This is a genomic window from Hellea balneolensis DSM 19091 (genome assembly GCF_000428525.1).
GTDB lineage: Bacteria > Pseudomonadota > Alphaproteobacteria > Caulobacterales > Maricaulaceae > Hellea > Hellea balneolensis.
This window is the reverse complement of the sequence record NZ_AUAC01000009.1, coordinates 65,430-90,684: the sequence shown is the minus strand read 5'-3', so window position 1 is coordinate 90,684 and position 25,255 is coordinate 65,430. Positions and strand designations below refer to the sequence as shown.

The window sequence follows — 25,255 nt, the reverse complement described above, 5'->3', positions numbered from 1 at the left end:
CTTATGAATGCTGATTTTGACATTATTGTTGTCGGCGCGGGTCTCGTTGGGCTTAGCTCTGCTTTGGCCTGTGCGCATAAAGGCGCGAAGGTTTGCCTTCTGGATGCGGCTTCGCCTGAAACATCACAGGACGAACGGGCCTCTGCTGTTGCGGCGAGTAGTTTTGCTATGTTTGAGCATTTGGGTATTGCTGAAACGCTTGGCGGCTATGTTCAGCCCATTTCGGATATGTTGATTGCAGACGGTGCTGTGGGTGAGGTCTCGCCTTTGACTCTGCACTTTGACAGTACGGATGTGGGCGGCCCTACAGGTCATATGGTGGAGAATAACCGCTTAAGACCGGCTCTCTTGCGAAAGGTTCAAGATAGCAAAAATATTAGGCTGCTTGCCCCCGTAGAAATTCTTAAAACAGTGCGAACCCCTAAAGGCGTAACGGTTACGCTGAAAGACAAAACTAACTTCACTGCATCTTTGCTTGTTGCGGCGGACGGACGTAACTCGAATCTTCGCCAACAAGCGGGGATTGATGTGCAGCGTTTTGCCTATGAGCAGAAAGCAATTGTCACAACGTTCAAGCATGAGCTGACGCATGATGGCGTGGCGCATCAGATTTTTTTCGCGGGAGGCCCTTTGGCGCTATTACCGTTGACGGGACAGCGCTGTTCAATCGTTTGGTCAGATGCAGCGCGGGCTGTAGATGCGGCTATGGGGTTGGACGAAGCTGCTTTTACGGCGGAGCTGGCGAGGCGTATTGGTGGCTTTCTAGGGGAGATAAAGCTCTCTGCGCCGCGGCAGGCTTTTCCGCTCAGCTTGCAGATGGCGGAGCGTTACACGGATGAGCGTCTTGTGTTAGTTGGGGACGCGGCCCATTCCATCCATCCGATAGCCGGGCAGGGCCTGAATATGGGATTGCGCGACGCGGCGGCGCTAGCCGATGTTGTTGAGAGCAGTTTATCAACAGGTCTTGACTTGGGCGGCGCAGCCATTGGCGATTATGAAGCGTGGCGAAATTTTGACAATAAAATGCTGGGTATGACGACGGATATGCTCAACCGTCTCTTTACAAGCCGCTTGGGGCCGCTGCGTCATGCAAGGCGTGTGGGTCTGGCGGCGGTGAACCGTTTTAAACCGGCTCAGGCCTTTTTCATGAAAGAAGCGGCAGGACAATCAGGAGATTTGCCGAGTTTGTTACAGCGTTGATTATTCCGCCGGATCCAAGACAGTGTCTTTGGGCTGAGGATGTTTGCGCACGACAGGCCAAATGAGTTGCTCCAACAGCGATGTTTCTGGCAGGTTTTCAACGCCATATTCGGGCGGGTAACGACGCGTGATTTTGGCGGTGCCAAAGATGATATCCCAGAGAAACAGCATATTGCCAAAGTTACCTTTATAATGGGTCACGCCATCAGCTTTGTGGCGGCCGTGATGGGCGTGATGCGTGGCAGGAGTGCTGATGGTGCGCTCAACGACCCACATAAGAGGCGAGAGCCATTTTGACTTATATAGAGCTTTGTCCCATGGCAGATCTGAATGAGCGCCAAAAATAATTGTCATTTTCATTATTATGTAAACGGCATAAACCCACCCCAGTCCAAGATAGATCAAAGCGCCTGAAAACCATAATCCCGGCATCATGGCATAGTAAAACGTATTATTCCGATAGACGAGACGAATGCTCATATACTCCGCATTATGATGCGGACGGTGTAGTTTATAAAGCCACGGAACAGAATGCGAGAGGCGGTGCCACCAATATTGTGTTAGATCGTCAAAGATCAGGAATAAGCCAAACCCTGCAAGAAAATGCAAGCCGGATAGCTTGTCTTGAAGTTCCGGAAAAAACATCAGGCCAAGGGCATAGCTGGTTCCCATGATTAAAGGCTGGGTCAGGAGGAGAAGCGTACCCGTGCTGAAAAACTCCACAGCGCCATCACTAGACTTCTGGTCCTTTTTCTTAAAGAAATTGGTAAACAAAATTTCAGCGACAATAAATGCTAAAAAAATTCCCAATATTGCAACTATTTCTGGTTTCATAGCGTTCTCCCTAGGTAAGTTTAATGCAAATGACCCTTAGGGGAAAGGTTGAAAACGTATGAACAGAGTTATGTGAGTGCCGTGAAAATAGGTACGAAAAATTTGTTCAAGATACATTCATGTAGCGAGGCATAGTAACCTGCTACGCATTGGAATACTGAACACTAGGGCTCTGGGGGCTCTATTTCGGTACCGGACATTGCGCCCCGTTTCGGTATCGTCGGTCCGTTACTTTCGAGTAACGGACCATTTCTATTTTAGGGGCCTGTTTTTTCAGACACGGACCCTTCGCGCACTTCGAACATTTGGGCGCGGCCATTAAACGCCTCGAAAAGCGACGCATCCGTCCCCGTCATAAATATTTGCGTGCCCAGCGCGATAAGCTCTTCAATCAGCGCGGCGCGGCGGTCTATGTCCAGATGCGCGGCGACTTCATCTAGCAGCAGAATAGGTTTTTTATCCGATTGCGCGCGGGCATGGGCGAGGGTCAGGCCAATCAGCAGCGCTTTCTGCTCCCCCGTCGAGCAATCCTCGGCAGGCATATTTTTCTCAGCATGACGTACCCGCAAGTCTGATTTATGCACCCCGCGCAAGGTCCGCCCCGCGCGTTGATCAAGGGGACGGTCAGCAGCAAGCGTTTCGCAGATATAGTTTTCCACATCCTCAAAGCTCAGGCCGCTTTGAAACTGCTCTTCGGCTTCGCCTTCTAGCGCGAGGATGGCCTTTGGGAAGACGTCATCTTCTTTCGCGGCAGCACGCGCTTCGATTTCGTCCACGAGCCGCGTGACCGTCATCGCGCGGGCCTGAGCGACATGCGCGCCTTGTGTGGCCATGTCGGCTTCAAGGGCTTCATACCATCCTCTGTCAGTGATGCCGTCCGAAAGCAGGCGGTTACGTTCAGAGCGCGTCTTCTCATATCGCAGGCTCGCCATGCCATGAGAGGGGGCATGCACCAGAGAGAAACGGTCCATGAATTTGCGGCGATCCGACGCCGGTCCGGTAAAGAGCCTGTCTTGGGCAGGGGTGAGCCACATCAGCGTTAAGAGCTGTGCAAGCTGTGTTCCGCTCGCATTTTTTCCGTCGAGCCGTACAATGCGCCGCTTGGGATATTCCGGGACTTGCCCGACTGAGACGCGCGTATCATCGACCTCAGCATTTATCCCCCAAGCCGCGGCGGCAGTGTCTCCAGACCTCCGCGCAAGGTCTTCCATCTTGGCGCGGCGTAATCCACGTCCGGGCGAGAGGAAAGAGACGGCCTCTAAAAGGTTTGTTTTCCCCGCGCCGTTCGGGCCGTATAGCACAACGGGTGCGCCCGAAAGCGCAATATCAAGCGAGGCGTAAGAGCGAAAATCCGTCAGGCGCAGTGAGGCTATATGGGACACACCACGCCCGAATTTTAGACGCGCAGCGGCATCAGCACAAAGAGCGCGCCGGGATCTTCTGCGTCTTTGACCAAAGCGGGAGAGGCGGGACTATCAAGGAAGAAGGTCGCGTCGCGACCCTCAATCTGGTTCGCTACATCGAGCAAATATTTCGCGTTAAAGCCAATCTCTAGCGGGTCGGCGCTGTAATCCACCATCAATTCTTCATGGGCGTTTCCGCTCTCAGGATTATTCACCGTCAGCGCCAAATTATCTTGGGACAGCGTGACTTTGACCGAGCGAGATTTCTCGGCGGAAATCGTGGCCACGCGGTCCACCGCATCGGCAAAGACTTTGTTGTCGATGGTTAGCTCTTTCTCATTTCCTTTAGGAATGACGCGCTCATAATCGGGGAAGGTTCCGTCAATCAGCTTGGAAGTCAGCACCGCTGAGCCATAATGGAAACGAATTTTCGCCTCAGAAACAGAAATCGCAACATCAGCCTCACCGCCATCGATTAAGCGGCGAATTTCCGCCACAGTTTTACGCGGGATAATCACGCCGGGCAGGCCTTCGGCCCCCGCAGGGAGGTCCATCTCGGCCAGCGCCAAGCGGTGCCCATCTGTGGCAACCGCGCGCAACGCCCCATCATGGGCATGGCAATAAATTCCGTTCAAATAATAGCGCGTTTCCTCGGTCGAAATTGCAAAGCGGGTTTTGTCGATTAAGCGGCGCAGCTCTGGCGCTTTCAGCACGAAATTATGCGTAAAACCATCCGCTGTCATTTTCGGAAAATCCCCAGACGGCAGTAGCGGGAGCGTAAAATGCGAGCGGCCCGCATCGACATCCAAGCGGTCATCGGCGTTAATCTGCAAAGACACTTGCGCCCCATCGGGGAGCTTTCGCGCAATATCATAAAGCGTATGAGCGGGGGCCGTAATCTGCCCCGGCGCGCCGACATCTGCGGCGGTGTCTTCGGATATTTCAATATCCAAATCCGTTGCGACCAAAGTGACCTTGCCGCCCTCGGCACTCATCAACACATTGGACAGGATCGGAATCGTATTGCGGCGCTCCACAACATTTTGCACATGTCCGAGCGCTTTTAAAAGCGCGGCGCGTTCAATAGAAAGTCTCATCTTTTCAGCCTGCTTATAATCTGTAGAAAAAGGCCCCTCACGCGGAGCGGCCAGTTTGAACGCATAACATAACGTAATCGGGGTAAATGCCAAGGCCTATTCAACCCATAGAGAGCCTCTGATTTTGGGGCGCGAAATGCCCGTAATCAATGCAGAGCCTCGATTGCAATGAAGTACCGACCAAACGACGTGAGTGAGGGTCGTGCATATTTGCTTTTGTCCCACGCGAATGTTGCGGCTGCCCATCGAGGGGTCAGCTAAGTCTAACCTGCCACAAAATGTGGGACGGTCCGCGCGGCTTTGACGGCGAAGGAAAAACCTCAGACGTCAAAAATATATGTTTTACGCGGCCAAAAACCGCGCGGCGATGTCTTTATGCGAAGGGCCGAGCGGACCATAGTCCCGCAGCTCACCTTCGGCAGGCTGTCCTAGGGCGTTACGCCTAGAACGTTATGTATTCTGCCATAGGCAAAACACAAACCTACAAACACCGTCCTCTCCCAAGCCAGCCAACGTACGCTTGCCTGTCCCAAGAAGAGGAACGAGTCTGAATATAGGGGCAAAGCGGGAGGGGGAGCATACATCTCTGACGATTGCAGTAATCGTGGAGGTTTTGGGGGTTATTCTTTAGGATTGACCTCCCTTCTCATCATTCCCGCCTTCTTCTCCATTCATCCCCGCCGAGCGTTTTGAAAAAACGCATTAGCGGGGACCCAGCAGTGAACGAACTTATCGAGGAACAGCCGTAGCCAGGGCATTATCCCAAATCTCAGGATAAACCCGCTTGTCAGGCAAAGGCCACATCGGACATAGCCCCAAATCCAACCACAAAGGATTAACCGCCTCTATCATGGATAGCTTCCACGCCCGCTCCCATTTCTTAATCCGCCGCTCACGGATAAAGGCGGCTTGGCGCGTAGGGTGCTCTTCATACCAAACCAGATAGATACAATGATGCTCTTGCGGGAACCCCGGAAATATCCCCAAGCGATGTTCTTCGGCACGGCGGCAAATATCATTCGTCTGCCCCGTATAGAGGGTGCCATTACGTTTGCTGGCGACAATGTAGGTGTAGAACATTAAGTGAACATATATTGCAATAATCGCGATTACAAGCCCCCCTTTCTCCCGTCATCCCCGCCCCTCCTTCTCCTATCACCCCCGCTTCTTTTTCTCCTATCATCCCCGCGTAGGCGGGGACCCAGCAGAGAACCAACCTCCCGCCACAGAGCTGTAAAAACCAAAGGCCATGACCATCGCAATGACAAGCTCTCCCCCGATAAGAAAGCCCATAACTGGGTCCCCGCCTACGCGGGGATGATTGGGGAGGGGGAGGCTTTAGAAAATGAGAGCCAGTAATCTGGCTCTCAAAATTAATTAAGATGAGTGCATTAGCGTTCTTAAATCTAATGAAGTTTCACTGCGATTGTTTGCAAGTATAATTTGTTTTTGGCTATCTGGCTCTGATTTTAGTTCCGCATTTGCGAGTGCGAATATATAGTAACAGATCGGATGGACGATATCTGGATCGTCGCTGTAGGCTGAAATGACTTGCTGATAAAATGGATGGTCTTCATTCCAGATAATAACAACCGTTTTCCCGTCAACCGTGCAGTCATAAAGCGGTGCAAAGTCACTATTATTCTCAGTCTCGAATCGAACCGCTTTCGCTTTAACTGTTGCGTCCGATTCTGATGGTGGCCATGTAATTAAGTTACCCCGCTTTTCGATATTTTTTCCAGCCTTGGAAAAATGACCTACATCTGCTCGGTTTTTACGGCGTTTAAGTTTTGCCTTTTTTTTCAATGAATTAAGTTGAGGGTTGAGGAATTTTTTGATTTTATCACTGAGACTTTGATCACCAATTGCCTCTATACGTTGCTTTGTAAAACCTGAATTGAAAAATTCATCTAAAGAACCTGGATATGAGAACTCTGCACGAAAACGGTTATAATCATTGTGCTTAGCGAATAGTTTCAAGTGAACACCTGCTGCGATTTCACGGTTGTTACGGAGCACATAAAAGCCTTGATTGGGAATATTTAATTGGCGGTCTCTGTTCCCTGTTCGACCATAGTCTTCCAACTCAAAAAGCCGCATGGTTACTTCCTCCCCATGGACTTCAAAGGTTTCCTCATCGAGAAGTTGAGGGTTGTGGTCGAAAATTGGGTCAATAGGCACGATCAATTCGCCGTTAACGTAAATTTTTACGCGAGCTTCATTTCCACCTTGAATAAATTTGCGGAAAGTTTGCCCAAGGACTTTTACAAGATTATCTTCACTTGCACTAAGGCGTGTCCATGCCCAGCGGTCAACCTTATCAATGGTAACGATAGTACCTGATTCAGCATCGGGGAAAGCGTTATGAAAGTCATCAAGAAATTCTTTAGCGTTTGTTCCGCGAATTACTTTCAATGGAATAACAAACTTATTGCTTTCCAAAACGGCTTCATAGTCAAGAATTGCCTGATGTATAGTTTCGTTCTGCAGCGATTCAACTGTCAACTCACGTCCAATTGACAATGGGGCCGTTATCATGCCCATACCATAACGACCAAGATACATGTGATGGTCATGATCTTTTTCGGAGGCTGAGCCTAATTTCATAGATTCAGCTAATTTAGGTCCAGACATCCCCGAGCCATTATCAGCAACTTGAATTTGACATATATTAGTTTTGCCTTCAGCAAATACATCTACATGTATGGATGAAGCTCCCGCATCAATTGAATTATCTACCAAATCGCAGATTGCTGTGGTGCTAGTGTAATCCAACTGTCGCAACGAGCTATAAAGCTTAGCGGCATTAGGAGTAATGTCTGCCGATTTAGTCGGCATAGTGGTTTCAGTGTTAGTCATTTTGATTTTTCCTCAAAAAAGTTTTAAGTAAATCAAATCGACACTACTGGTGCAGTAGGCACTAATTTATCAATGTAACTGCAGACCAATAGGATCGATTTGCGTAATCAATATAGAAACCCTCAAAATCAAATACAAGTGCCTCGGGTGAAAATTTTGAACTACTCATATTGGTTTCTCATAAATTGGCGCAACAAACCCACCCCATTGACCCCACCCGCCGCACCGACTACATCCCGCGCATAAACTCAATGCGGATATTCCCATGCCCAACGACACATATATGAGCGCGAAAGCTTGGCCTTTTGAACAGGCGCGGCAGATTCTCAAACGGCTCGATATTGAGAAGAAACGCGGCATAGAGCGCGGGGAGGCTCCTGTGGTGTTTGAGACGGGTTATGGGCCGTCGGGCTTGCCGCATATTGGCACCTTTGGCGAGGTGGTGCGCACGACGATGGTGATGAATGCCTTTATCGCCCTGACCGAGGGGAAAGTGCCGACCAAACTTATCTGTGTGTCCGATGATATGGACGGGATGCGCAAAGTGCCGCCGACTGTGCCCAACCCTGAGAGCCTTGAGGAATATCTGCAAAAGCCGCTCACCGATGTGCCCGACCCTTTTGGCACACACGCAAGTTACGGCGCGCATATGAATGCACGGCTCTGTGCCTTTTTGGATAGTTTCGGTTTTGATTATGAATTTGCCTCGGCGACGGAGCTTTACCGCTCGGGGCGTTATGATCCGTGGCTCTTAAAGGCGCTGGAGACATTTGATGACATCATGGCGGTGATGCTCCCGACACTCGGTGAGGAACGCCGCGCGACTTACTCGCCATTTTTGCCGATCTCGCCAAGCTCTGGCCGGGTGCTTTATGTGCCGATGACATCCGTTGATGCTAAGGCCGGGACGATTACATTTGATGATGAGGATGGCTCCGAGGTCACGCTCCCCGTCACGGGCGGACATGTGAAGCTGCAATGGAAGCCGGATTTTGGCATGCGCTGGGCAGCCCTCGGTGTGGACTTTGAAATGTTTGGCAAAGACCATCAGGACAATGCGCCGATCTATTCGCGGATTTGTAAGATTTTGGGCGGGCAACAACCTGTGCAATATGTCTATGAGCTGTTCCTCGATGAAAAAGGCGAGAAGATTTCTAAGTCCAAAGGCAATGGGATTGCGGTGGAAGATTGGCTGAAATACGCCCCGCAAGAGAGCTTATCGCTGTTTAATTTCGCCAAGCCTCGCGCGGCCAAGAAGCTCTATTTCGATGTCATTCCGAAAAATGTCGATGAGTATTTTCAGCATCTCGCGGCGTGGGACAAACAGGACGAGAAAGCGCGGGCCAATAATCCCGTTTGGCATATCCATAATGGTAACCCGCCGAGCTTTATTCCGCCTGTGTCCTTTGCGCTGCTGCTGAATTTGGTGAGCGCGGCCAATGCGTCGGATAAGGATATTCTCTGGGGCTTTATTCAGCGCTATGCGCCTGAGGCGAACCCTGCGGATAATCCAGCGCTAGATGATTTGGCGGGCTATGCCGTGCGCTATTATCAGGACTTTGTGAAACCTAATAAGGAGTATCGCGAGCCAACCGATCAGGAACGCGCGGCGCTGACCGATTTGGTCGGGCGGTTGAAAGCGGTGGACGACGCCGAGAAAGCGGATGGCGAAGCGCTGCAAACGCTGATTTTCTCAGTCGGTAAAGACCACGAATTTGAGAACCTACGCAATTGGTTCAAAGCGATTTACGAGGTCTGTTTGGGCCAAAGCCAAGGCCCGCGCTTCGGGTCATTCGTCGCCATTTACGGGCCCGACGAAACGGCGGCACTGATTGAAGACGCGCTTGACGGGAATATGGGTTAGCGGGCTCTCCTAATTGTTGTCATCACCGCACTTATTGCGGTGACCCATGTGACAGCGGTGCAACATTTTAAGGCTTTCACATGGGTAACCCGGACAAGCCGGGTGATAATAATTCTGTGCATGTCATTTTAATTTCCCGAAACCGCGTCATGTGATACACTTTGCCTATGTGGAAAGCGTTTCTCATTGCGGCCCTGTTATTCGCGTCTCCCGCTTGGGGTAATTCCGCCGACGAAGTGCGCGATCTTATCACTGCGGGTGACTATGAAACCGCCCGCCAAATCGCGCAAAACCTCGATACGGCGGAAGGCTATGCCCTCGCGGCGGAAAGCCTCTCGGCGCAAATCCTCTTGGGGGAAGTCAGTAAATTAAATAAAAAGTCCAAAGAGGCGCGGGAGCTGTCAGAGAAGGCCCTCGCGCTCGACCCGTCGCTTTATAATGCGAAATTGCAATATGCGCTCGCCGATGGGTTTGTGACGCGCACCAGCGGGGATATCACGGCGTGGCGTAAGAAGCTGCCGAGCAAAACCCTCGCTAAGATACAAGGCTTTCGCGCAGCCTATCCTGAAGACCCGAAGGGCTTAGCGCTGGAGGGTGCATGGCATCTGGGCGTTATCCGAAAGACGGGCGAAAAGAATGGCGGTAAATGGTTCGGCGCGTCTCTGGCGGAAGGCGAACGGCTCTATGCCGAGGCTCGGGCGGCGGCCCCCAATGATGTGCTGATTGAGACGAATTACGCGCTCTCACTCTTAGTCCTCGACGTGGAGGCTTATGGCCCGCAGGTGGCGCCGATATTAGAAGCGGTCGCCACCATGCCCGCTAATGATGACCTCTACCGTAAGGTACAAAGCAAAGCCGCAAAAGTGCTAGCAGCCTATGTTGATGATAAGCGGGTGAAGAAATTAGCGGAGTGGTTTCTGGATGGGGAACCGTTGGAGTGACGGCTATTCCTTATCCCTCCATTCATCCCCGCGCAGGCGGGGACCCAGTTAAAAACTGCAAGCTTTTACGATTTGCTTTAATTGCAAATGGTTATGACCCTAGCCAATTTCAGTTTGTCCCTCATTAACTCTTTCTCCACTGGGTCCCCGCCTACGCGGGGATGAACGGGTTTGGGGGAGGTAGCCAGTAGTATGACAATCAATGGAGTGAGGTGTTAGGGGCCGTTAAATGAACCGCCCTCAAAGGAGCCATCTGTAATATCGAGTTGAAAATCATGATGGCAGTCATCTATTGGAGAATAGGACGCCCCATGAATTTTCTTTCCATCAAAGGAGAGGTCAGTAAAACCATCCCACGAAATTCGGTCTGAAACCCAAATACGTCCATTTTTATCAATCGCCTCAAAATCAACACCATGGGAAATCACCAAGATTGATTGATTTGGGATAGCTAAGCACCAATCAATAGCGGCTCCAGTTTCATCCAAGCATTTTCTTGAGTTGATATCTATTGTGTAACCAGTGCCACCCGCTACGACGAATACGATGCCGTCTCCTAATTCGCCAAATGTATCACAATAAGAGGTGAAGCCTTTTTGAAAGTTGCCGACCCAACTATTCCCCTCTTGGTCTTTGAACTCAACTACATAACCTTCTTTATGATGTCCATCTCCATCTGATGGAAAAGGAACAGCAGAAGGGCTATAAGATGGAAGATGCGGCAATACTTTAAAGATGAAAAATCCCCCTACTGCGACACCCAAACAATTCGTGCCATCCAATGCACATCCTTCTTCGATAGCACCCTGTCATCATATTCAGGATTAAGCGAGATGAGTTCAATCTTATGCGCGGTCTGTTTATAGAGCTCTTTGGCCATGACTTCGCCGTCAATAGTCTTGACGACGACGCGGTCGCCTTTACGCACAGACTCGTTTGGTGCGACTAAGATGCGGTCGCCTGCGCGCAGGACAGGGGCCATGCTATCGCCGGCTATTTGCAGGGCATAGACGCCGCCGCTTTGCAGGCCCGGCACACGCACATCATCCCATCCGCCGCCTTTGGGAAAGCCGCTATCGTCAAAGAAGCCTTCATCCCCCGCTTGTGCCAAACCGATGACGGGAATGGCGGGGCCATTATTGGGCGCGTTATCGGCAAAGCGGGCAAAGTCTTCAAAACTCATCCCGACAACGCCGAGGACTTTGGACAGGCTCTCGGTTGAAGGCCAGCGATCTTTGGAACCTGATGTGCGTTTGGACTTATTAAAGGTCGTCGGGTCAAGTCCCGCTTGTTTGGCGAGGCCCGAGGGTGAAGTGGACAAATGCACAGCCAAGCGGTCCAATGCGGCCCAGATATCTCGATGCGAAAACATGTTGGAAATTACTTAGGTAAATATTCCTAATGCGTCAAATGAAATGTTCTCAGAATTTGGCGGTGCCAAATATCCGGGATCTCCCGCGTTTAAGAGCAAGTGTGCCGTAGGAGATCCCGGATAAGCCTTAGGCTTTCCGGGAACACCTCATCTAATTATAAGCGCTTTCACCGTGAAGGCTGATGTCGAGACCTTCATATTCCTGCTCTTCAGTGACGCGTAGGCCGAGCGTGAATTTTAGAATGGCAAGAATGATCGCACTGGCAATAGCTGACCATGCGACAACTGCGGCTGTGCCTGTGAGCTGAACCATAAAGTCGCCATCACCCGTTCCGCCAAGCGCAGTGCTGGATAGAAATGGCAACAGCAAAATGCCGAGAATGCCGCCCACGCCGTGGACTGCAAAGACGTCAAGACTGTCATCAATTTTCAGCTTCACACGGATAAGGTGAACGGCTGCATAGCATAGCACGCCGCCGGCAAAGCCGATAAGCAAGGCACCGCCGGGGCCGAGCACGCCTGCCGCAGGGGTTACAGTCGCAAGGCCCGCAATCGTGCCTGTAGCTGCGCCAACAAGTGTCGGTTTCTTATTCGTGATCGCTTCAATAGCGACCCAGACTAATGTGCCGACTGAGGCTGAAATATGCGTGACAAGCAGCGCCATGCCCGCCCCGCCATCAGCTGCGAGCTGTGAGCCGCCATTAAAGCCGAACCACCCGACCCAGAGCATAGAGGCACCAATCATGACGACAGCCGGACGGTGAGGCACGGCGAGCTCATGTGGAAAGCCTTTGCGTTTGCCAAGCATGATAACATAGACCAGCGCTGAAATACCGGCTGTGGCGTGAACGACCAGGCCGCCCGCGAAGTCTACAAGGCCTTTTTCAGCAAGCCATCCGCCGCCCCAAATCCAATTTGTAACAGGCGCATAGACAATTAACAGCCAAAGCGCCGTAAATAACAGTACGGGCAGAAATTTCACGCGCTCAACAAAAGCCCCAACAATAAGGCCCGGCGTGATCACCGCAAATGTCATTTGAAAGGCGAGGAAAACGGATTCAGGAATTGTGCCGCTAACTGCGTCGCGTCCGAGGCTTTTGAGGAACAGATTATCCAATCCGCCCCACCAGCCATTTCCTGACCCGAAGGCGATAGAATAGCCTGCAATGACCCAAATGATCGAGGCAAGTGCTGCAATGGCGTAGATTTTCATCAATACAGAAAGATAGTTTTTGGCGCGTACAAGACCGCCATAAAATAGAGCCAAACCAGGCAGAGACATGAACAGCACAAGGGCTGTGGCGGTTAAAATCCAAGCTGTGTCGCCTGAGTTAACAGCTGCGTCTTGCGCAAAGGCTGTGGATGATGCGGCCATGGCCGCTGTTAAGCCGAATACGGCTCTAGATAGTCTTTTCATAGCGATTCCCCTCGCGATTATTTATGTGCATCGCGCTAATACATGGGGGGCAGAGGCGGGAGTCAGCGTTGTATTGCATTTGGGGATGAATAAGCCGCGCCTAAATATTGAACGAAAAAACCCCGACTTTGCACATATGATGTGCATCGCCGGGGGAGTTATTCGCATCTATCCGCGTTTGTTTTATTCAAAACAGAACGCTCTAAGCGCGAGGGGAAAGATTGTGCGGTGGGCGCTTTTTAGCGCCTCACCAAATCTTGTCGTGTACGGCTTAGCCGTTCACAAATTCTGGGTAAGACGCGATGCCAACTTCGTGGCTATCCAATCCGTCATATTCTTCTTCGTCACTGACGCGGATGCCCATTATAACTTTCAGAGCTGTCCAAATAATCGCCGAGACAACTGAGACAAAGACACCGACCATAATAACGCCGACTAGCTGCCCAACGAATGACGCATCGCCATTTGTCGCCGGAACAATCAAGGTGCCGAAGATACCGGCGACCAAGTGAACTGGAATTGCGCCAACCACGTCATCGATCTTAAGCTTGTCAAGAAGCGGTACGGTTAAGCAAGCCAGAAGTGACCCTGCGCCGCCAATCAGAAGGGCTGCGGGTACGCTAGGCGTTAGGGGCTCGGCCGTGATAGCGACGAGGCCAGCAAGTGCGCCGTTAAGCGCCATCGTCAGATCAATCTTCTTGTAACGTAGCTGTGTGTAAATGATGGCAACCAAGACACCAGCGACAGCCGCCATATTTGTGTTTACAAAGATTTTTGCAATAGAGTCTGAGTCAGCAATTGTACCCATAGCGAGTTGTGACGCGCCGTTAAAGCCGAACCAACCAAGCCATAGAATAAAGACGCCGAGCGTTGCCAAAGGCATATTTGAACCTGGGATAGGATTCACTTTGCCGTCTACATATTTGCCTTTACGAGCTCTGAGGATGATAGCGCCAATTAAAGCCGCCCAACCCCCTGTTGAGTGAACGAGTGTTGATCCCGCAAAATCAGAGAAGCCCCATTTGCTGTCGAGATAGCCGCCGCCCCATTCCCATGAGCCGACGATAGGATAGATAATACCTGTCAAAAAGACCGTGAAGATGATGAAAGGCCAGAATTTAATACGCTCAGCCACCGTACCGGATACGATAGAGGCTGTTGTGGCACAGAAGACCATTTGGAAGAACCAATCAGAATAGGATGAGTATCCTGTTGCAGCATCTTCTGGAGTGAAGCTCATGACGCTAATGGTTCCGAAGAATGTTCCGCCGCCATACATTAGATTATAACCGACAACCCAAAACATGAGGCCCGCTACTGAATAAAGGCTGATATTCTTAAGACACTGCATGGACACATTTTTAGTGCGCACGAGACCTGCTTCGAGCATGGCAAAGCCGGCGGCCATCCACATGACCAAAAATCCGCCTATTAAAAAGAGCAGTGTATTAAAGACAAAGGCGTCATTAGCTGCCAAACTTTCAAGCGTAGGGGCATCTTGTCCCCAAGCCATCATTGGGAGTGCACTCAAAAGTGCCGCTCCGCCCATTATTTTTGCGATTTTACGCATAGGATTTCCCTTCCTTAAATTATTCGTATGGGTGTATTGAGAGCACGGCCAATTTTCCGCGAGTCGGGAGAGGGCTTGTTCGTAAAAACATGGGGTAAAGGTCATTTTATGTGCGCGATAAAATCGAATCTGCTCTATTGTTGTGCAATAGGTTAAAAGATGAGAACAAGATGCAAGACGTCATAATTTATAAAGTACTGCGCCAGTCCGAATGGGCCCAGCTTCAGCAGGACGGTCATTTTAATGGAAGCGTTCATGACCAACGCGACGGATTTATCCATATGTCTACCGCAGATCAATTACAGGGCACGCTGAACAAACATTATACACAGGGTGATGTTGTCATATTGGCGGCTATAAAATTGGCGCATATATCCGATAATGTGAAATGGGAAGTCTCCCGAGGGGGCGCGGAGTTCCCCCATATTTACGGGACGCTGCCGCTCAGCGCAGTGGCGCAACACTGGCTCTTGTCACCAGATGCCAACGGACGATATGCGGTAGCAGATTTAATAACGGAATAAGGCCAGCCCTTTCATGTCACTTTTTTACAAAATGGGAACAGCCGGGATGCGCATGCTTCCCGCCGAAGCCGCGCATAAAACAACGATTAAAGCGCTAAGGGCCGGATTGGGGCCTGTTGCTGTTAAGACGGCCTCACCTGCCTTAATTACCCATGTGGGTGGCCTCACCTTACCCAACCCTGTAGGTCTGGCCGCAGGATTTGATAAGGATTGCCATGTGCCGGATGCGATGCTCGCGGCAGGATTTGGATATGTTGAATGCGGGACAGTCACGCCGCGCCCTCAAACGGGGAACCCCAAACCGCGTCTCTTTCGCCTCACGGAAGACGCCGCTGTGATAAATCGTATGGGCTTTAATAATGGCGGCTTGGATGATTTTAAATCGCGCCTGACCGCAAGGCAGGGTAAAACGGGTATTGTCGGCGCTAATTTGGGCGCAAATAAGGATAGTGCTGACCGTGTTGAAGATTACGTGAAAGGTCTAAAGGCGCTCTGGGGTTTATCTGATTATTTCACGATTAATATTAGCTCGCCAAACACACCGGGACTGCGGGATCTCCAAAATGAAAGTGCCATGGATGAGCTTTTGGGCCGCATTGCCGAAGCGCGGGCGGAGCTGACAGGGGATAAACCTAGCTATCCGATATTTCTGAAAGTTGCCCCCGATGTTGATATGGGCGAGATCGAGCGCATCGTCGAGCAAGCGCGGACATACGGTATGAATGCGATTATCGTCTCGAACACAACATTGGCCCGTCCTGAAAGCCTTACAAGCCTACATAAAACTGAAACAGGCGGTTTATCTGGCGCCCCGCTTTTCGAAAAATCCACCGAAGTACTGAAAGAGTTTTACGGGGCAGCGGAAGGGAAAATCGATCTTATCGGCGTCGGCGGGATCAGTAATGGGGCGCAGGCCTATGCTAAAATCCGCGCTGGAGCTAAAGCGGTTCAACTCTATTCTGCGCTCATTTTTCAAGGGCCGGGATTAGTGACCGAGATAAACCGGGATTTGAAAGCGCGTTTGAAGGCGGATGGGTTTGCATCTATTGGCGATGCCGTTGGGCAGGGCTAAGTGATTAAATCTCTTTCGTCATGAAGACGGAATATTCGCTGTCTTCATAATTACCGAACGGGCCGCATTCTTCGAACCCGAAGCGTTCATAGAGCTTAATCGCGGGTGTGAAATATTGCCCGGGATGCGTCTCAAGAGACAAGCGTTCATAGCCGCGTTGCTCAGCATATTTTGTTATGTGATATAATAAAGCGGCGCTGACGCCTCGGCGGCGAAAGCGGCGATCTGTATGCATGGATTTGATTTCGCCATGAGTCGCGTCGAGTTCCCGAACGGCGCCGCAACCTGTCAAAGTTTCACCTTCCCAAACGGAAAAGAATGTTACGTCTTCACTTTGAAGCCCTTCTAGATCCAGGGCGTTGGAAAGATTTATGTTATCATTCGCCACCATTTCATTATGGTGGGTCACGACAAGCGCGCGCACATCGGGATGTGTCAGATTATCAACTTTAATATCCATTTTCGTCGTCCATCTGCTTTCGAATCTTCGGAACGTATAAACAAAGTGTTACAGCTCTTGCTATATAATAAGTTAAGAAAGCAATCCAAATACCATCTTTATCAAATTTTGGTGTGAATAAGTGATGGGCGGCGATGTAGATAGCCACAGCCGCTATGCCCGCATTGCGCATTTCCCGTGTATGTGTCGTGCCAATAAAAATTCCATCGAGCTGCCAAGCTGCGAAACCAACGATAGGCGCGAGGGCGCAATAGGGTAGATATCGTGTCGCGCTGGCGATGACATCGGGGTCTTTGGAAAGCATGGATATGAAGAATGGTCCTCCAAAGAAGATGAGCGCTCCGATCATAACAGCAAATATGGCAGAGAACTCCGTTGTTAATTTTACGGCTTTGTCAAAGCGCGCTCTATTCTTTGCCCCGTAAGCCGCGCCTGTTACCGCTTCTGCGGTATGTGCAAAAGCATCCAGAACCAGCGCAACCATGGTGATGAATTGCATGAGAATGTGATATCCTGCCAAGAAGATGACGCCCTCAGCGGCGGCGGCATTGCCAAAGAAACTAAAGCCCAGGGTCAAGCACAGGGTGCGGATAAAAATATTGCTGTTTGTAATACCAAGTTTTCGCAGGGCAGACGGGTCTAGCAGGGCGGATTTTGATAGAGCTTTGCGCTGTAAGCCTCCCCGCTGCTTGATGGCAGAAAAGGCGAGATAAAGCCCTGCTGCTAAGCCGCCCCATTCAGCAAGAGCTGAGGCTATCCCCACGCCCCAAAGTCCCCATCCAAACTGAATAACAAAAAGCGGAGATAAAATAATATTGATAAAATTCAGAACAATTTGCATTTTCAGGGCAAGGCCCGAACGGCTAATTCCGACAAACCATCCCATTAAAGCGATAGAGGCCAGTGTTGCAGGCAGGCCCCAAAGCCTTGCACCGATATAGGTCGCCGCCGCGCTTTCGACATCGGGCGTGCCCGTGAAGACTTTAAACGCCCCTGCCAAAAGTGGAATCTGTGCGCTGAAAATAAATAGGCCTATGAAAAACCCTAGGGGAACTGCGCGGGCTAAATGAGCCTGCACACCGCCTTCATTTTGCGCCCCGTCACTTTGTGCGGCCAGGCCCGCCGTGCTCATGCGCAGAAAGCCAAAGCCCCAATAGGCAATGGCATATATTACAGCGCCTAGACCTATTCCGGCCAGAGCTGTTGTCGTCGCGAAACGTCCAATAACAAAGGTATCGACAAGACCGACAATAGGTGCCGCCGCATTTGCGAGCATAATTGGCCAGCTTTGAGAAAATATATTTTTACGGGAGAGGACCAGCCCCCCAGCAGCGCCGCCGGCGGAAGACATCAGCCTTTTTTAGCCATTAAATAATGACCATGCATAGCGGCTATGGGTTTTTCATAATCCTCTTGCCAAGCTCGGACACGAACGTTGGCCACACGGCTGCCCTGCTTGAAAATGATAGCGCGGGCATAGGTGTCTTTGGGATTACCCTTGCGCAAGTAATCAACATTTATACCGATAGGTTTGGGAAGCTTACCGCCGTCTTGTTCTTTCATTAGTTGAACGATAGCCGCAATTTCCATTAGCCCGCTAATAGAGCCGCCATGCAGAGCGGGGAGCATAGGATTACCAATATTGCTTTCTATATACGGCATAATGAGCGTGAGTTCGTCGCCTATAAACAGGTGCTTCACACCTAATGTTTGGGCGTATGGAATTCGGGCAATGGCCTTTTCGATGTTTTCATGGCTTACCATGACATGCTTTCTACATTGCGAAGGCCTGTCGCCATGAATGTTGCTTGTGCTGTCGCGATAGGGTCTGTTTCGTCCCCATCATGTGCGACAGCGCGCAAAAAAGCGACGTGCTTGGTCGCTTTATAACAATGGGCTTGGGCAATGATAGTTTCTCCCGGTGTGGCCGCCCGCATGTAATCAATCGATAAGTTGAGCGTTGCGCAAGCGCTCGGCTCACTAAAACCTGCAATTGCCGCGAGGCCGCAAGCTTGGTCTAGCAATGTTGTGACCGCGCCGCCATGAAGAACTCTTGTATCAGGGTCGCCAATAAGCTCTGGATTATATGGTAAGCTCATTGTTGCGCGGCCTTTATCAACAGCCACAAATTTAATACCAAGTTTTTTGCCATGAGGCGTATGCTCGGCAAGGGTGGGGCCCAATTCCCAAAGTTTTTGTATGAAATCACTATTCGGCATGACGTGTCCTTAAAGGCAATTATAAAGCGCGTCTATGAGGCGTCTTGGCCGCTTATCCCCCAAAAGCGTATTGTCTTGCCGGTTCATGACATAAGCGCCGTGCAGCCCGCTTATGGGGTCGGCAAAAACGCAGGATCCGCCCCAACCACTATGACCGACTGTTTCGGCATTCGGTCCGTAAAAATAATTAGGGGCATTACGCATAACGCCTGCTGCGAAATCAATGTCAAAAGGAAGAACCAAATTTGGCCCTAAAATACGCGATTCGCGTAAGCTCAAGACAATATCCTCTGATAAATATTTGGTTTGTCCAATATTGCCGTTCACGGCCATCTGCATAACACGCGCCAATCCTTTGGCCGTGGCTTGACAATTACTGCCGGCAAATTCAGCTTTCCGCCAGTCGCTCTCAGGCCGCCCGCCCGGTGCCGCGCTCTTGCTCATAAAGGCGGCTTTAGTCGCCGCATTCATCTCTCCGAGATCTGCCATGGCTTTGGGTTTTATCATCGAGGCACAGCGAGCATGCTCGGATTCAGGCAGGCCAATCCAGACATCAATATTTTGGGGGCTGCAAATATCTTCGCGCAGAATACGCCCTAAACTTCGCATGTCCTTATCCGTGCGGCGTGCGATCTCGCCCGCTAAAAATCCATAAGTCACAGGGTGATAGCCACTGGCTGAAGCGGGCGAGAAAATTGGCTTTTGCGCGGCAAGTACAGCGCAGGTTTTATCCCAATCATACCAATCTTCTTTAGTCCAATCAGGGTGCGTAATCCCTGAAAGCCCGGCTTGATGGGACATGATCTGCGCGACTGAGAGATCGCCTTTGCCGTTTGCAGCGAATTCTGGCCAAATCGTCGCCACAAGCTGATTATAGCCTAATCGGTCTTGATCGGCGAGATGGGCAATCACCATAGCCGCCATAGCTTTGCCTGAGGAGTAAACCGAGAATAGCGTGTCGCCGCTCACGGCTTGTGTTTTTTTACGGTCTGTCCAACCGCCTTTCAAATCCAGAATAAGTTCGCCATTGCGGTAGGCACAAAATTGCGCGCCATATTCTAGGCCGTCTTGGAAGTTGGCTTTAAAGGCATCAGCAACGGGCTCTAAGCCAGAGGCTACGAAAATATCAAAAGGTATAGAGGTCATAAAATATTTATCGGTAAAGGTTTGGCAATAATCAGCGCGTCTTGCTCTTTAACAAGGGGGAGCTCTGAACAGTTTTCAGAGACAGCGGTGGATAAAATACTAAAAACACTGGCCACGGATTTAGCCAGCGCATCACGCCTCAGGTCTCCAAGGAGAATGTGGGCTAGAAAGGTCCCCGCAAGACTGTCCCCGCCGCCATGGGGAACAGAAGGAAAAATATCATGATAGACGAAGTAACGCGCTGTGCCGTCAACAAAAAGGGCTCCGATTTTATCTTTTTGCGGGACAGAGGTCACAAGGCAAGCCGCAGGAATATCAGCAGCATGATCCAATATGACCTCTACGGATCCTGCGGGATGGCCTGTGATATAAGACATCTCCCAGATATTCGGGGTTATAAGGGTCGCGATTGAAAATAAATGCTGTTTAATAGCTTTAGCCCGGCTAGCAGGAATGTATAAGGCGCCATTGTCTCCCATCACGGGATCTACCAATATAATCGCATCGGAATTGATACTCTTGACATCTTTTATAATGTCAGCCGCAATCTCTATATGCGCGTCATCCGCGAAATAGCCTGTCATCACAGCATCAAATTTTATATTTTGGGCTTTTATAGCGCTCCACATATCGCGCAAATGTTCTGCGGGCAGGGCGCTTCCGCCCGGCGGCCCCCATCCAGGATGACGTCCTAAGACTGTTGTGGGAATCACGACCGTTTCTATGCCTAACCTACGCAAGCAAAAGGCACTTGCCGTCGCGCCGACTTGGCTAGAGGCGACTAGTGAGGATATGACCAAGGCGGTTTTCATATGAGTTATGTGACGATATAGACCGCTCAAATCAATCGGAGTTTCCTATGTCTTTGAAAATTTATCACAATCCACGCTGTTCAAAGTCTCGCCAGACCTTGAATATGATTGAAGAGGCAGGATCTCCTGTTGAAGTTAGATTATATCTCGATGAGCCTCTCTCCGCCGCCGAGATAAAAGAATTGCTCGAAAAATTGAACCTAACGGATGCTCGGGCGCTGATGAGACGAACAGAAGCTATATATAAAGAGCTCGGCCTTAAATCAGAGACGGATCAAGCCGCCTTGATTAAAGCCATGGCGAAGCACCCCAAACTTATAGAGCGCCCCATTGTGGTTAAAGGAAATGCCGCAATTTTGGGCCGACCCCCCGAAAATGTGCAAAAATTCCTCTAAATCTTAAAAAAAACCAACATATAAACACCTTGTTAAGCAAACCGCGTCATTCCTCTCGTTAACCATAGTTTTCCTGTGTTTTGCAGGATGGCTTTATCGGAGGGACGAGATGCGCTTAGCTGTGTGCACTTTATCGGCGGTATTATTATCAGGCTGTTCTTGGCTTGGGGGCGCTGGCAATGTCTTTAATGGTGGCCAAGGCCACCATGCCAAATCTTCTCAGTATCAATATGGCGGTGGTCATCATGGTCAGCACCAATATCAAGCTCAGCGTGACCCTTGCCAGGTTTTCTCTCCCAAAGCGCCAATTCCGCGGGGTTGTCATCCGTCACAAGTGACGCTTGGAACGGCTGGCGGTTTCCCACAGCAGCCTAATTTCGGCGCTCCATCACATGGTAATAGTCAATATGCTAACCAAGGATATGGCTCTCATGCCGGCGTTGCGCACAAACAAGCTGCAAATTACGGACCGCGTAAAAGCAAAAAGCGTAAGCCGCGTTTTCGTGGGGCTCTATCTTTAGGGGCAGAGAAAAGCATCTCGGGTGCTCTTTTAGATTATACGAAGCTCCCGACCATTGATCCTGTTGCTGGATATAACCCTCAGGACTACCGCGAAATGAGAACAACCGGAAGTGAGGCCAGCGGGAACATTACAGATGTCACTTGGACGGCTAACCAGCAGGATTTATCAGGAACAGCCGTCTTAACGCCTCCGGGCGCAGGCTTTTTGGGTTATGAAAGATCAAATAATCCTGAGATCTCCTTTGATGACGTTTACAGTACACCTACCCGCATCGCGGGCGGATTTGAATATATTGTAAATCCAAAAACAACCTTCTTTGCTAATGCGGGATATTCTCAAGCCGAGGGCAAGAGCGGGCAAGTTGCCTCAATTGACGCAACACTTTACCGTTTGACGGAGTCGCAAGATTATCAGCCAGAAGACCCAGGCGTGGATGCCATGGGTAATGCTAATCCCGCGACTGGAAATTTTGTAACCGCCGGCGCTTTGCAACGATCAACGTCCTTCATTCCTAATGAGGAAATTGCGCGGTTTAATTACGACTTTACTGATATGAAGCGACTCGATCTAGAAGCCGGAGGGCGCTATTATTTTAATCCGGTTGTCAAAAGCCAAGGTTATAAAACTCTAACGCCTTTCGTTGGGGCTGCGGTTGGTGCGTCTCATTATAATGCGGTTTCATACGATTCGACTCAAACACAGCGTTTTTACGAGCGTGCCTTTGAGGACGGCGAAAATGACTATTACGAAATCGTTGGACCCAACACACGTGTTGACCTTTATGACAGCCAATGGGTTCCATCCGGTCAGTTAAATGCCGGCATGGAGTGGCAAGTAACTCCCAAAACGGCTCTCGCATTTGAAACCGGCGTCCGCGTAGAAGGCGCCCGCAAATATAGCAACGGTGAAAAAGGCGATAACAATATAGCAATTCCGATGACGATCAGAGGAAGTTACAACTTTTAACTAAATATCTGGAAAACTTAAGGTTTTGTTTCCGATTTAGAAACGAAATTTTAAGCATACAGTGTTTTAAATTGAGACAGTTAGTCTTTTAACGAAGAAAAGGGAGGCCGATATGCGGCTTGCAGTTTGCGCTTTATCAGCGGTTTTGTTGTCAGGATGTTCCTGGCTAGGTATGGGCGGACACGGATCTGCAGGCGGAGCGTATGGTGTTAACTGTGCTCCTACAGGAACAGGATATTACGCTGGCGGCGGAAGCGCTGGTGCATGTGGTGTTGGCGGCGGATATGGTGTCGCCGGGAATGGATATGGCGCAGGCTACGGTGCCGGACAAGGCGCAGGATTTGGTGCAGCTGGTTACGGCTCAAGCGCAGGATATGGCGCTGCAGGGTATGGTACAGGCGCGGGCTACGGTTCGAGTGCGGGATATGTCGCCGCCGGAAATGGGTATGGCGCAGGTGCCGGTTACGGAGCTGCAGGCTTCGGAGCTACAGGTTACGGATCAGGCGCGTATGGCGGTGCTGCTGGTATGGGCGGTGTAGGCGCTGGCCTCGCAGCAAATGGCGTTGGTACGGGGTATAATGGGTATACACTCCAGGGTTTCCAAGGAGCTTATGGCGCTGGCGGCGGCGTTACAACTTTAGGCTCAAATGCAGCTTATGGCTCAGCGGTTTACGGACAAAACGTAGTCGGGACGCAATATGCTAATGGTCAATATGTCCAAGGCGCAGGCGTACAAACAATTCAAGGCGCACCTTATTATGTTCCGCAGCCTTATCCGGCATATTACGGCGTTCCGCAATTACGCGGTGTCGGCGCCGCTTTACCTTTCGCGATCGAAACAGGTGTCGGTACAGAATTTGATATTGGCGGCGATGTCTTTGGCGGCAAAGAGGAAAGCCCGAACGGCGCTGACTTTGCAAGTTCAACAGCCCGCATTGGCGAGCTGGACTCCATTAGCTACGATGATGCCTTCAAAAAAGGCGTCAGCCTAGGCGGAAACCTCGCTTATGATGTGTCTCGTAATACAACATTGATTGGCGGCCTAGGTTACTCCAAGCGTAATGGCCAAACCCTTGAAAACGGGACATTCGAGCCAGGCACATATGACTCTGCAGGTAACTTCACATCCAGCGGTCCTGTTGAAACAGTGACCGCGGAATATTCAGATCTCGAAGAGTGGAGACTGGAGGGCGGCTTGCGTCAATATATGGGTCACAATCAAGTGTTCCGTCCTTATGTCGGCGCAACAGGCGGCTTTACACATAATAACAGCGTAGATGTGACGCAAACATCATCTGGTGGCTCGCTTACAGCGGCTGCGAATACGCAAGAATTCATTGATGCAGGTTGGCGTCCAACAGCGTCAGGTGTTATCGGTGCGGAAATGGCCGTCGGGCCACGCGCAGCTCTAGGCGTTGAGACAGGTATTCGCTGGCGCGATAATCTGGATACAAATACCAAGTCCGAAGACCGTTGGTCTATCCCGGTCTCACTCCGTGGACGTGTCGCCTTTTAATTAACCCGATACTAACCATGAATACAAAAGCCTGGGTCAATCACCTGGGCTTTTTGCATTTTCTTTAAGACTCTTCCTTAGAGAGCCCTCCCATAAATATGAATTGGCCTTTTCTTTGCAACGTTTCGTTTCAAATCTGAAGTTCAAGGCAATTGTGCCAATTCGTAACAACAGGGAATGGATTTATGCGTATTTTTTTAGCAGGTGCGGCAGCTATCGCACTTTCAGGGTGTTCTTTTTTAGGCTTGGGCGGAAATAAAGACTACAAAGATTATGGTTACAATGCACAGACAGGCAATTATGGCTATCAAGCTGACAAAGCTGCGCCCAAAGCATGTCACAGTGGCCAATGTTTGAGCCGTTGGAACCTCGAAGGCGCCATCGGGCCATCATTTGCCGTAGGCGGCACAGCTGTCACAGGCGATAAAATGAATGCGGCGCCGCGTACTTCAGTGCGTAACCTCGACAATAGTGATATCTTTGATACCGGTTACCGCGCAGAACTCGGTGGATCTTATGCTTTAAATCCAAACCGTAAGATCACGGGTAACGCCTTCGTAGAACATGCAAATGGCGGTGATGTTGCTGATTGGGGCACGCTTAACGGCGCATCACTCCAAGGCGGATTGTCTGACTACCAAACATATGGTGCTGAAATTGGCCTTCGTCAGTATTTTGCTCCGCGTAAAGGTCTTATCCTGAAATCTGTTCGTCCTTATGTCGAAGGAAAACTTGGTGCGGCACATTTGGATGATATCACATTGAATAATGTGACCACGTCAGCCGGCACAACAGTCAATAATGTTGCCGACCTTCCCTTTTATGAAGGCGGCTGGGTTCCAACAGCGGCAGGTATGATCGGATTTGAAACGCCTGTGGCTAAATACACAACTATCGGCCTTGAAACTGGTCTGCGTTACACGGGCGTTCCGAAAACAGATAAGTCTGCTATTCGTCCGGGTACAGCCCTGTCCGGGGCCAATAATGGCGGTGCCCGTTATTCTATTCCTGTCATGCTTCGCGGCAGATACCGCTTCTAGTTAGCCTAAGGGTAATTGCGAAGGC

Annotated in this window: 24 protein-coding genes; 9 read left to right on the top strand and 15 right to left on the bottom strand. The window is 50.5% G+C overall.

Going from position 1 to position 25,255, the window contains the following annotated elements; all coding sequences use genetic code 11:
- The first annotated feature begins 3 nt into the window (after positions 1–3).
- Positions 4–1,200 carry a UbiH/UbiF/VisC/COQ6 family ubiquinone biosynthesis hydroxylase gene (locus tag F569_RS0113990; RefSeq protein ID WP_026942714.1) on the top strand — a complete coding sequence of 399 codons (1,197 nt, stop codon included), beginning with the start codon at positions 4–6 and terminating at the stop codon, positions 1,198–1,200.
- On the opposite strand, the gene F569_RS0113985 is transcribed toward F569_RS0113990, so the two are convergent.
- From F569_RS0113985 to F569_RS0113960, 5 genes are all read right to left on the bottom strand, one after another.
- The gene (locus F569_RS0113985; RefSeq protein WP_026942713.1) at positions 1,201–2,034 is read right to left on the bottom strand and encodes a sterol desaturase family protein; all 834 of its coding nucleotides are present in this window, start codon (positions 2,032–2,034) and stop codon (positions 1,201–1,203) included.
- Between the two features lie 257 nt (positions 2,035–2,291).
- Positions 2,292–3,416 (bottom strand): DNA replication/repair protein RecF, encoded by a 1,125-nt coding sequence (gene recF / locus F569_RS0113980; protein ID WP_026942712.1) that lies wholly within the window; start codon positions 3,414–3,416, stop codon positions 2,292–2,294.
- Between the two features lie 14 nt (positions 3,417–3,430).
- Positions 3,431–4,534, bottom strand: coding sequence for a DNA polymerase III subunit beta (gene dnaN / locus F569_RS0113975; RefSeq protein ID WP_026942711.1), 1,104 nt, complete (start codon positions 4,532–4,534; stop codon positions 3,431–3,433).
- A gap of 729 nt (positions 4,535–5,263) precedes the next feature.
- Positions 5,264–5,614 (bottom strand): GIY-YIG nuclease family protein, encoded by a 351-nt coding sequence (locus tag F569_RS18245; protein WP_084169039.1) that lies wholly within the window; start codon positions 5,612–5,614, stop codon positions 5,264–5,266.
- A 297-nt stretch (positions 5,615–5,911) separates the two neighbouring features.
- Complete coding sequence (locus F569_RS0113960) at positions 5,912–7,393, bottom strand: ATP-binding protein (RefSeq protein ID WP_026942710.1); 1,482 nt, start codon at positions 7,391–7,393, stop codon at positions 5,912–5,914.
- A gap of 265 nt (positions 7,394–7,658) precedes the next feature.
- Here F569_RS0113960 and F569_RS0113955 point away from each other — a divergent pair, with 265 nt between their 5' ends.
- A complete protein-coding gene (locus F569_RS0113955) occupies positions 7,659–9,257 on the top strand; it encodes a lysine--tRNA ligase (protein ID WP_051279912.1) in 1,599 nt (532 codons plus the stop codon).
- A 167-nt stretch (positions 9,258–9,424) separates the two neighbouring features.
- Positions 9,425–10,198 carry a hypothetical protein gene (locus F569_RS0113950; RefSeq protein ID WP_026942708.1) on the top strand — a complete coding sequence of 258 codons (774 nt, stop codon included), beginning with the start codon at positions 9,425–9,427 and terminating at the stop codon, positions 10,196–10,198.
- 215 nt (positions 10,199–10,413) lie between these two features.
- Here F569_RS0113950 and F569_RS0113945 read toward each other — a convergent pair whose 3' ends face one another.
- From F569_RS0113945 to F569_RS0113930, 4 genes are all read right to left on the bottom strand, one after another.
- Positions 10,414–10,980 (bottom strand): hypothetical protein, encoded by a 567-nt coding sequence (locus F569_RS0113945; protein ID WP_154813756.1) that lies wholly within the window; start codon positions 10,978–10,980, stop codon positions 10,414–10,416.
- The gene (locus F569_RS0113940) at positions 10,947–11,570 is read right to left on the bottom strand and encodes a S24 family peptidase (RefSeq protein ID WP_026942706.1); all 624 of its coding nucleotides are present in this window, start codon (positions 11,568–11,570) and stop codon (positions 10,947–10,949) included. Before F569_RS0113940 ends, F569_RS0113945 begins: the two co-directional genes overlap by 34 nt.
- A 151-nt stretch (positions 11,571–11,721) precedes the next feature.
- A complete protein-coding gene (locus F569_RS0113935) occupies positions 11,722–12,987 on the bottom strand; it encodes an ammonium transporter (RefSeq protein WP_026942705.1) in 1,266 nt (421 codons plus the stop codon).
- 271 nt (positions 12,988–13,258) lie between these two features.
- Complete coding sequence (locus F569_RS0113930) at positions 13,259–14,557, bottom strand: ammonium transporter family protein (protein ID WP_026942704.1); 1,299 nt, start codon at positions 14,555–14,557, stop codon at positions 13,259–13,261.
- A gap of 170 nt (positions 14,558–14,727) precedes the next feature.
- On the opposite strand from F569_RS0113930, the gene F569_RS0113925 reads away from it, so the two are divergent.
- Positions 14,728–15,081 (top strand): DUF952 domain-containing protein, encoded by a 354-nt coding sequence (locus tag F569_RS0113925; RefSeq protein ID WP_026942703.1) that lies wholly within the window; start codon positions 14,728–14,730, stop codon positions 15,079–15,081.
- A gap of 13 nt (positions 15,082–15,094) precedes the next feature.
- Entirely contained in the window at positions 15,095–16,153 is a 1,059-nt protein-coding gene (locus F569_RS0113920; RefSeq protein WP_026942702.1) for a quinone-dependent dihydroorotate dehydrogenase, read from the top strand.
- 4 nt (positions 16,154–16,157) lie between these two features.
- Here the strand turns inward: F569_RS0113920 and F569_RS0113915 are convergent, their stop codons facing one another.
- The 6 genes from F569_RS0113915 to F569_RS0113890 are packed head-to-tail and all read right to left on the bottom strand — an operon-like array spanning position 16,158 to position 20,790.
- Entirely contained in the window at positions 16,158–16,613 is a 456-nt protein-coding gene (locus tag F569_RS0113915) for a GNAT family N-acetyltransferase (RefSeq protein WP_026942701.1), read from the bottom strand.
- Positions 16,603–17,964: an MATE family efflux transporter gene (locus F569_RS0113910; RefSeq protein ID WP_034389044.1), complete on the bottom strand. Its 1,362-nt coding sequence runs from the start codon at positions 17,962–17,964 to the stop codon at positions 16,603–16,605. Before F569_RS0113910 ends, F569_RS0113915 begins: the two co-directional genes overlap by 11 nt.
- A complete protein-coding gene (locus F569_RS0113905; protein ID WP_026942699.1) occupies positions 17,964–18,377 on the bottom strand; it encodes a PaaI family thioesterase in 414 nt (137 codons plus the stop codon). The genes F569_RS0113910 and F569_RS0113905 overlap by 1 nt, the downstream gene beginning before the upstream one ends.
- Positions 18,371–18,832, bottom strand: a complete 462-nt coding sequence (locus tag F569_RS18240) for a PaaI family thioesterase (RefSeq protein WP_084169038.1) — start codon at positions 18,830–18,832, stop codon at positions 18,371–18,373. Before F569_RS18240 ends, F569_RS0113905 begins: the two co-directional genes overlap by 7 nt.
- A gap of 9 nt (positions 18,833–18,841) precedes the next feature.
- Entirely contained in the window at positions 18,842–19,978 is a 1,137-nt protein-coding gene (locus F569_RS0113895; RefSeq protein WP_051279911.1) for a serine hydrolase domain-containing protein, read from the bottom strand.
- Positions 19,975–20,790, bottom strand: a complete 816-nt coding sequence (locus F569_RS0113890; RefSeq protein WP_026942697.1) for a bifunctional hydroxymethylpyrimidine kinase/phosphomethylpyrimidine kinase — start codon at positions 20,788–20,790, stop codon at positions 19,975–19,977. The genes F569_RS0113895 and F569_RS0113890 overlap by 4 nt, the downstream gene beginning before the upstream one ends.
- 47 nt (positions 20,791–20,837) lie before the next feature.
- On the opposite strand from F569_RS0113890, the gene arsC reads away from it, so the two are divergent.
- The 4 genes from arsC to F569_RS0113870 all read left to right on the top strand — a co-directional run bounded on the left by arsC (position 20,838) and on the right by F569_RS0113870 (position 25,230).
- Positions 20,838–21,185, top strand: coding sequence for an arsenate reductase (glutaredoxin) (arsC, locus tag F569_RS0113885; RefSeq protein WP_026942696.1), 348 nt, complete (start codon positions 20,838–20,840; stop codon positions 21,183–21,185).
- Between the two features lie 109 nt (positions 21,186–21,294).
- The gene (locus F569_RS0113880) at positions 21,295–22,674 is read left to right on the top strand and encodes a hypothetical protein (protein ID WP_026942695.1); all 1,380 of its coding nucleotides are present in this window, start codon (positions 21,295–21,297) and stop codon (positions 22,672–22,674) included.
- Positions 22,675–22,786: 112 nt separating this feature from the next.
- Complete coding sequence (locus F569_RS19130; protein ID WP_051279910.1) at positions 22,787–24,190, top strand: hypothetical protein; 1,404 nt, start codon at positions 22,787–22,789, stop codon at positions 24,188–24,190.
- Positions 24,191–24,375: 185 nt separating this feature from the next.
- Positions 24,376–25,230, top strand: coding sequence for a hypothetical protein (locus F569_RS0113870; RefSeq protein WP_026942694.1), 855 nt, complete (start codon positions 24,376–24,378; stop codon positions 25,228–25,230).
- Positions 25,231–25,255: the final 25 nt, after the last annotated feature.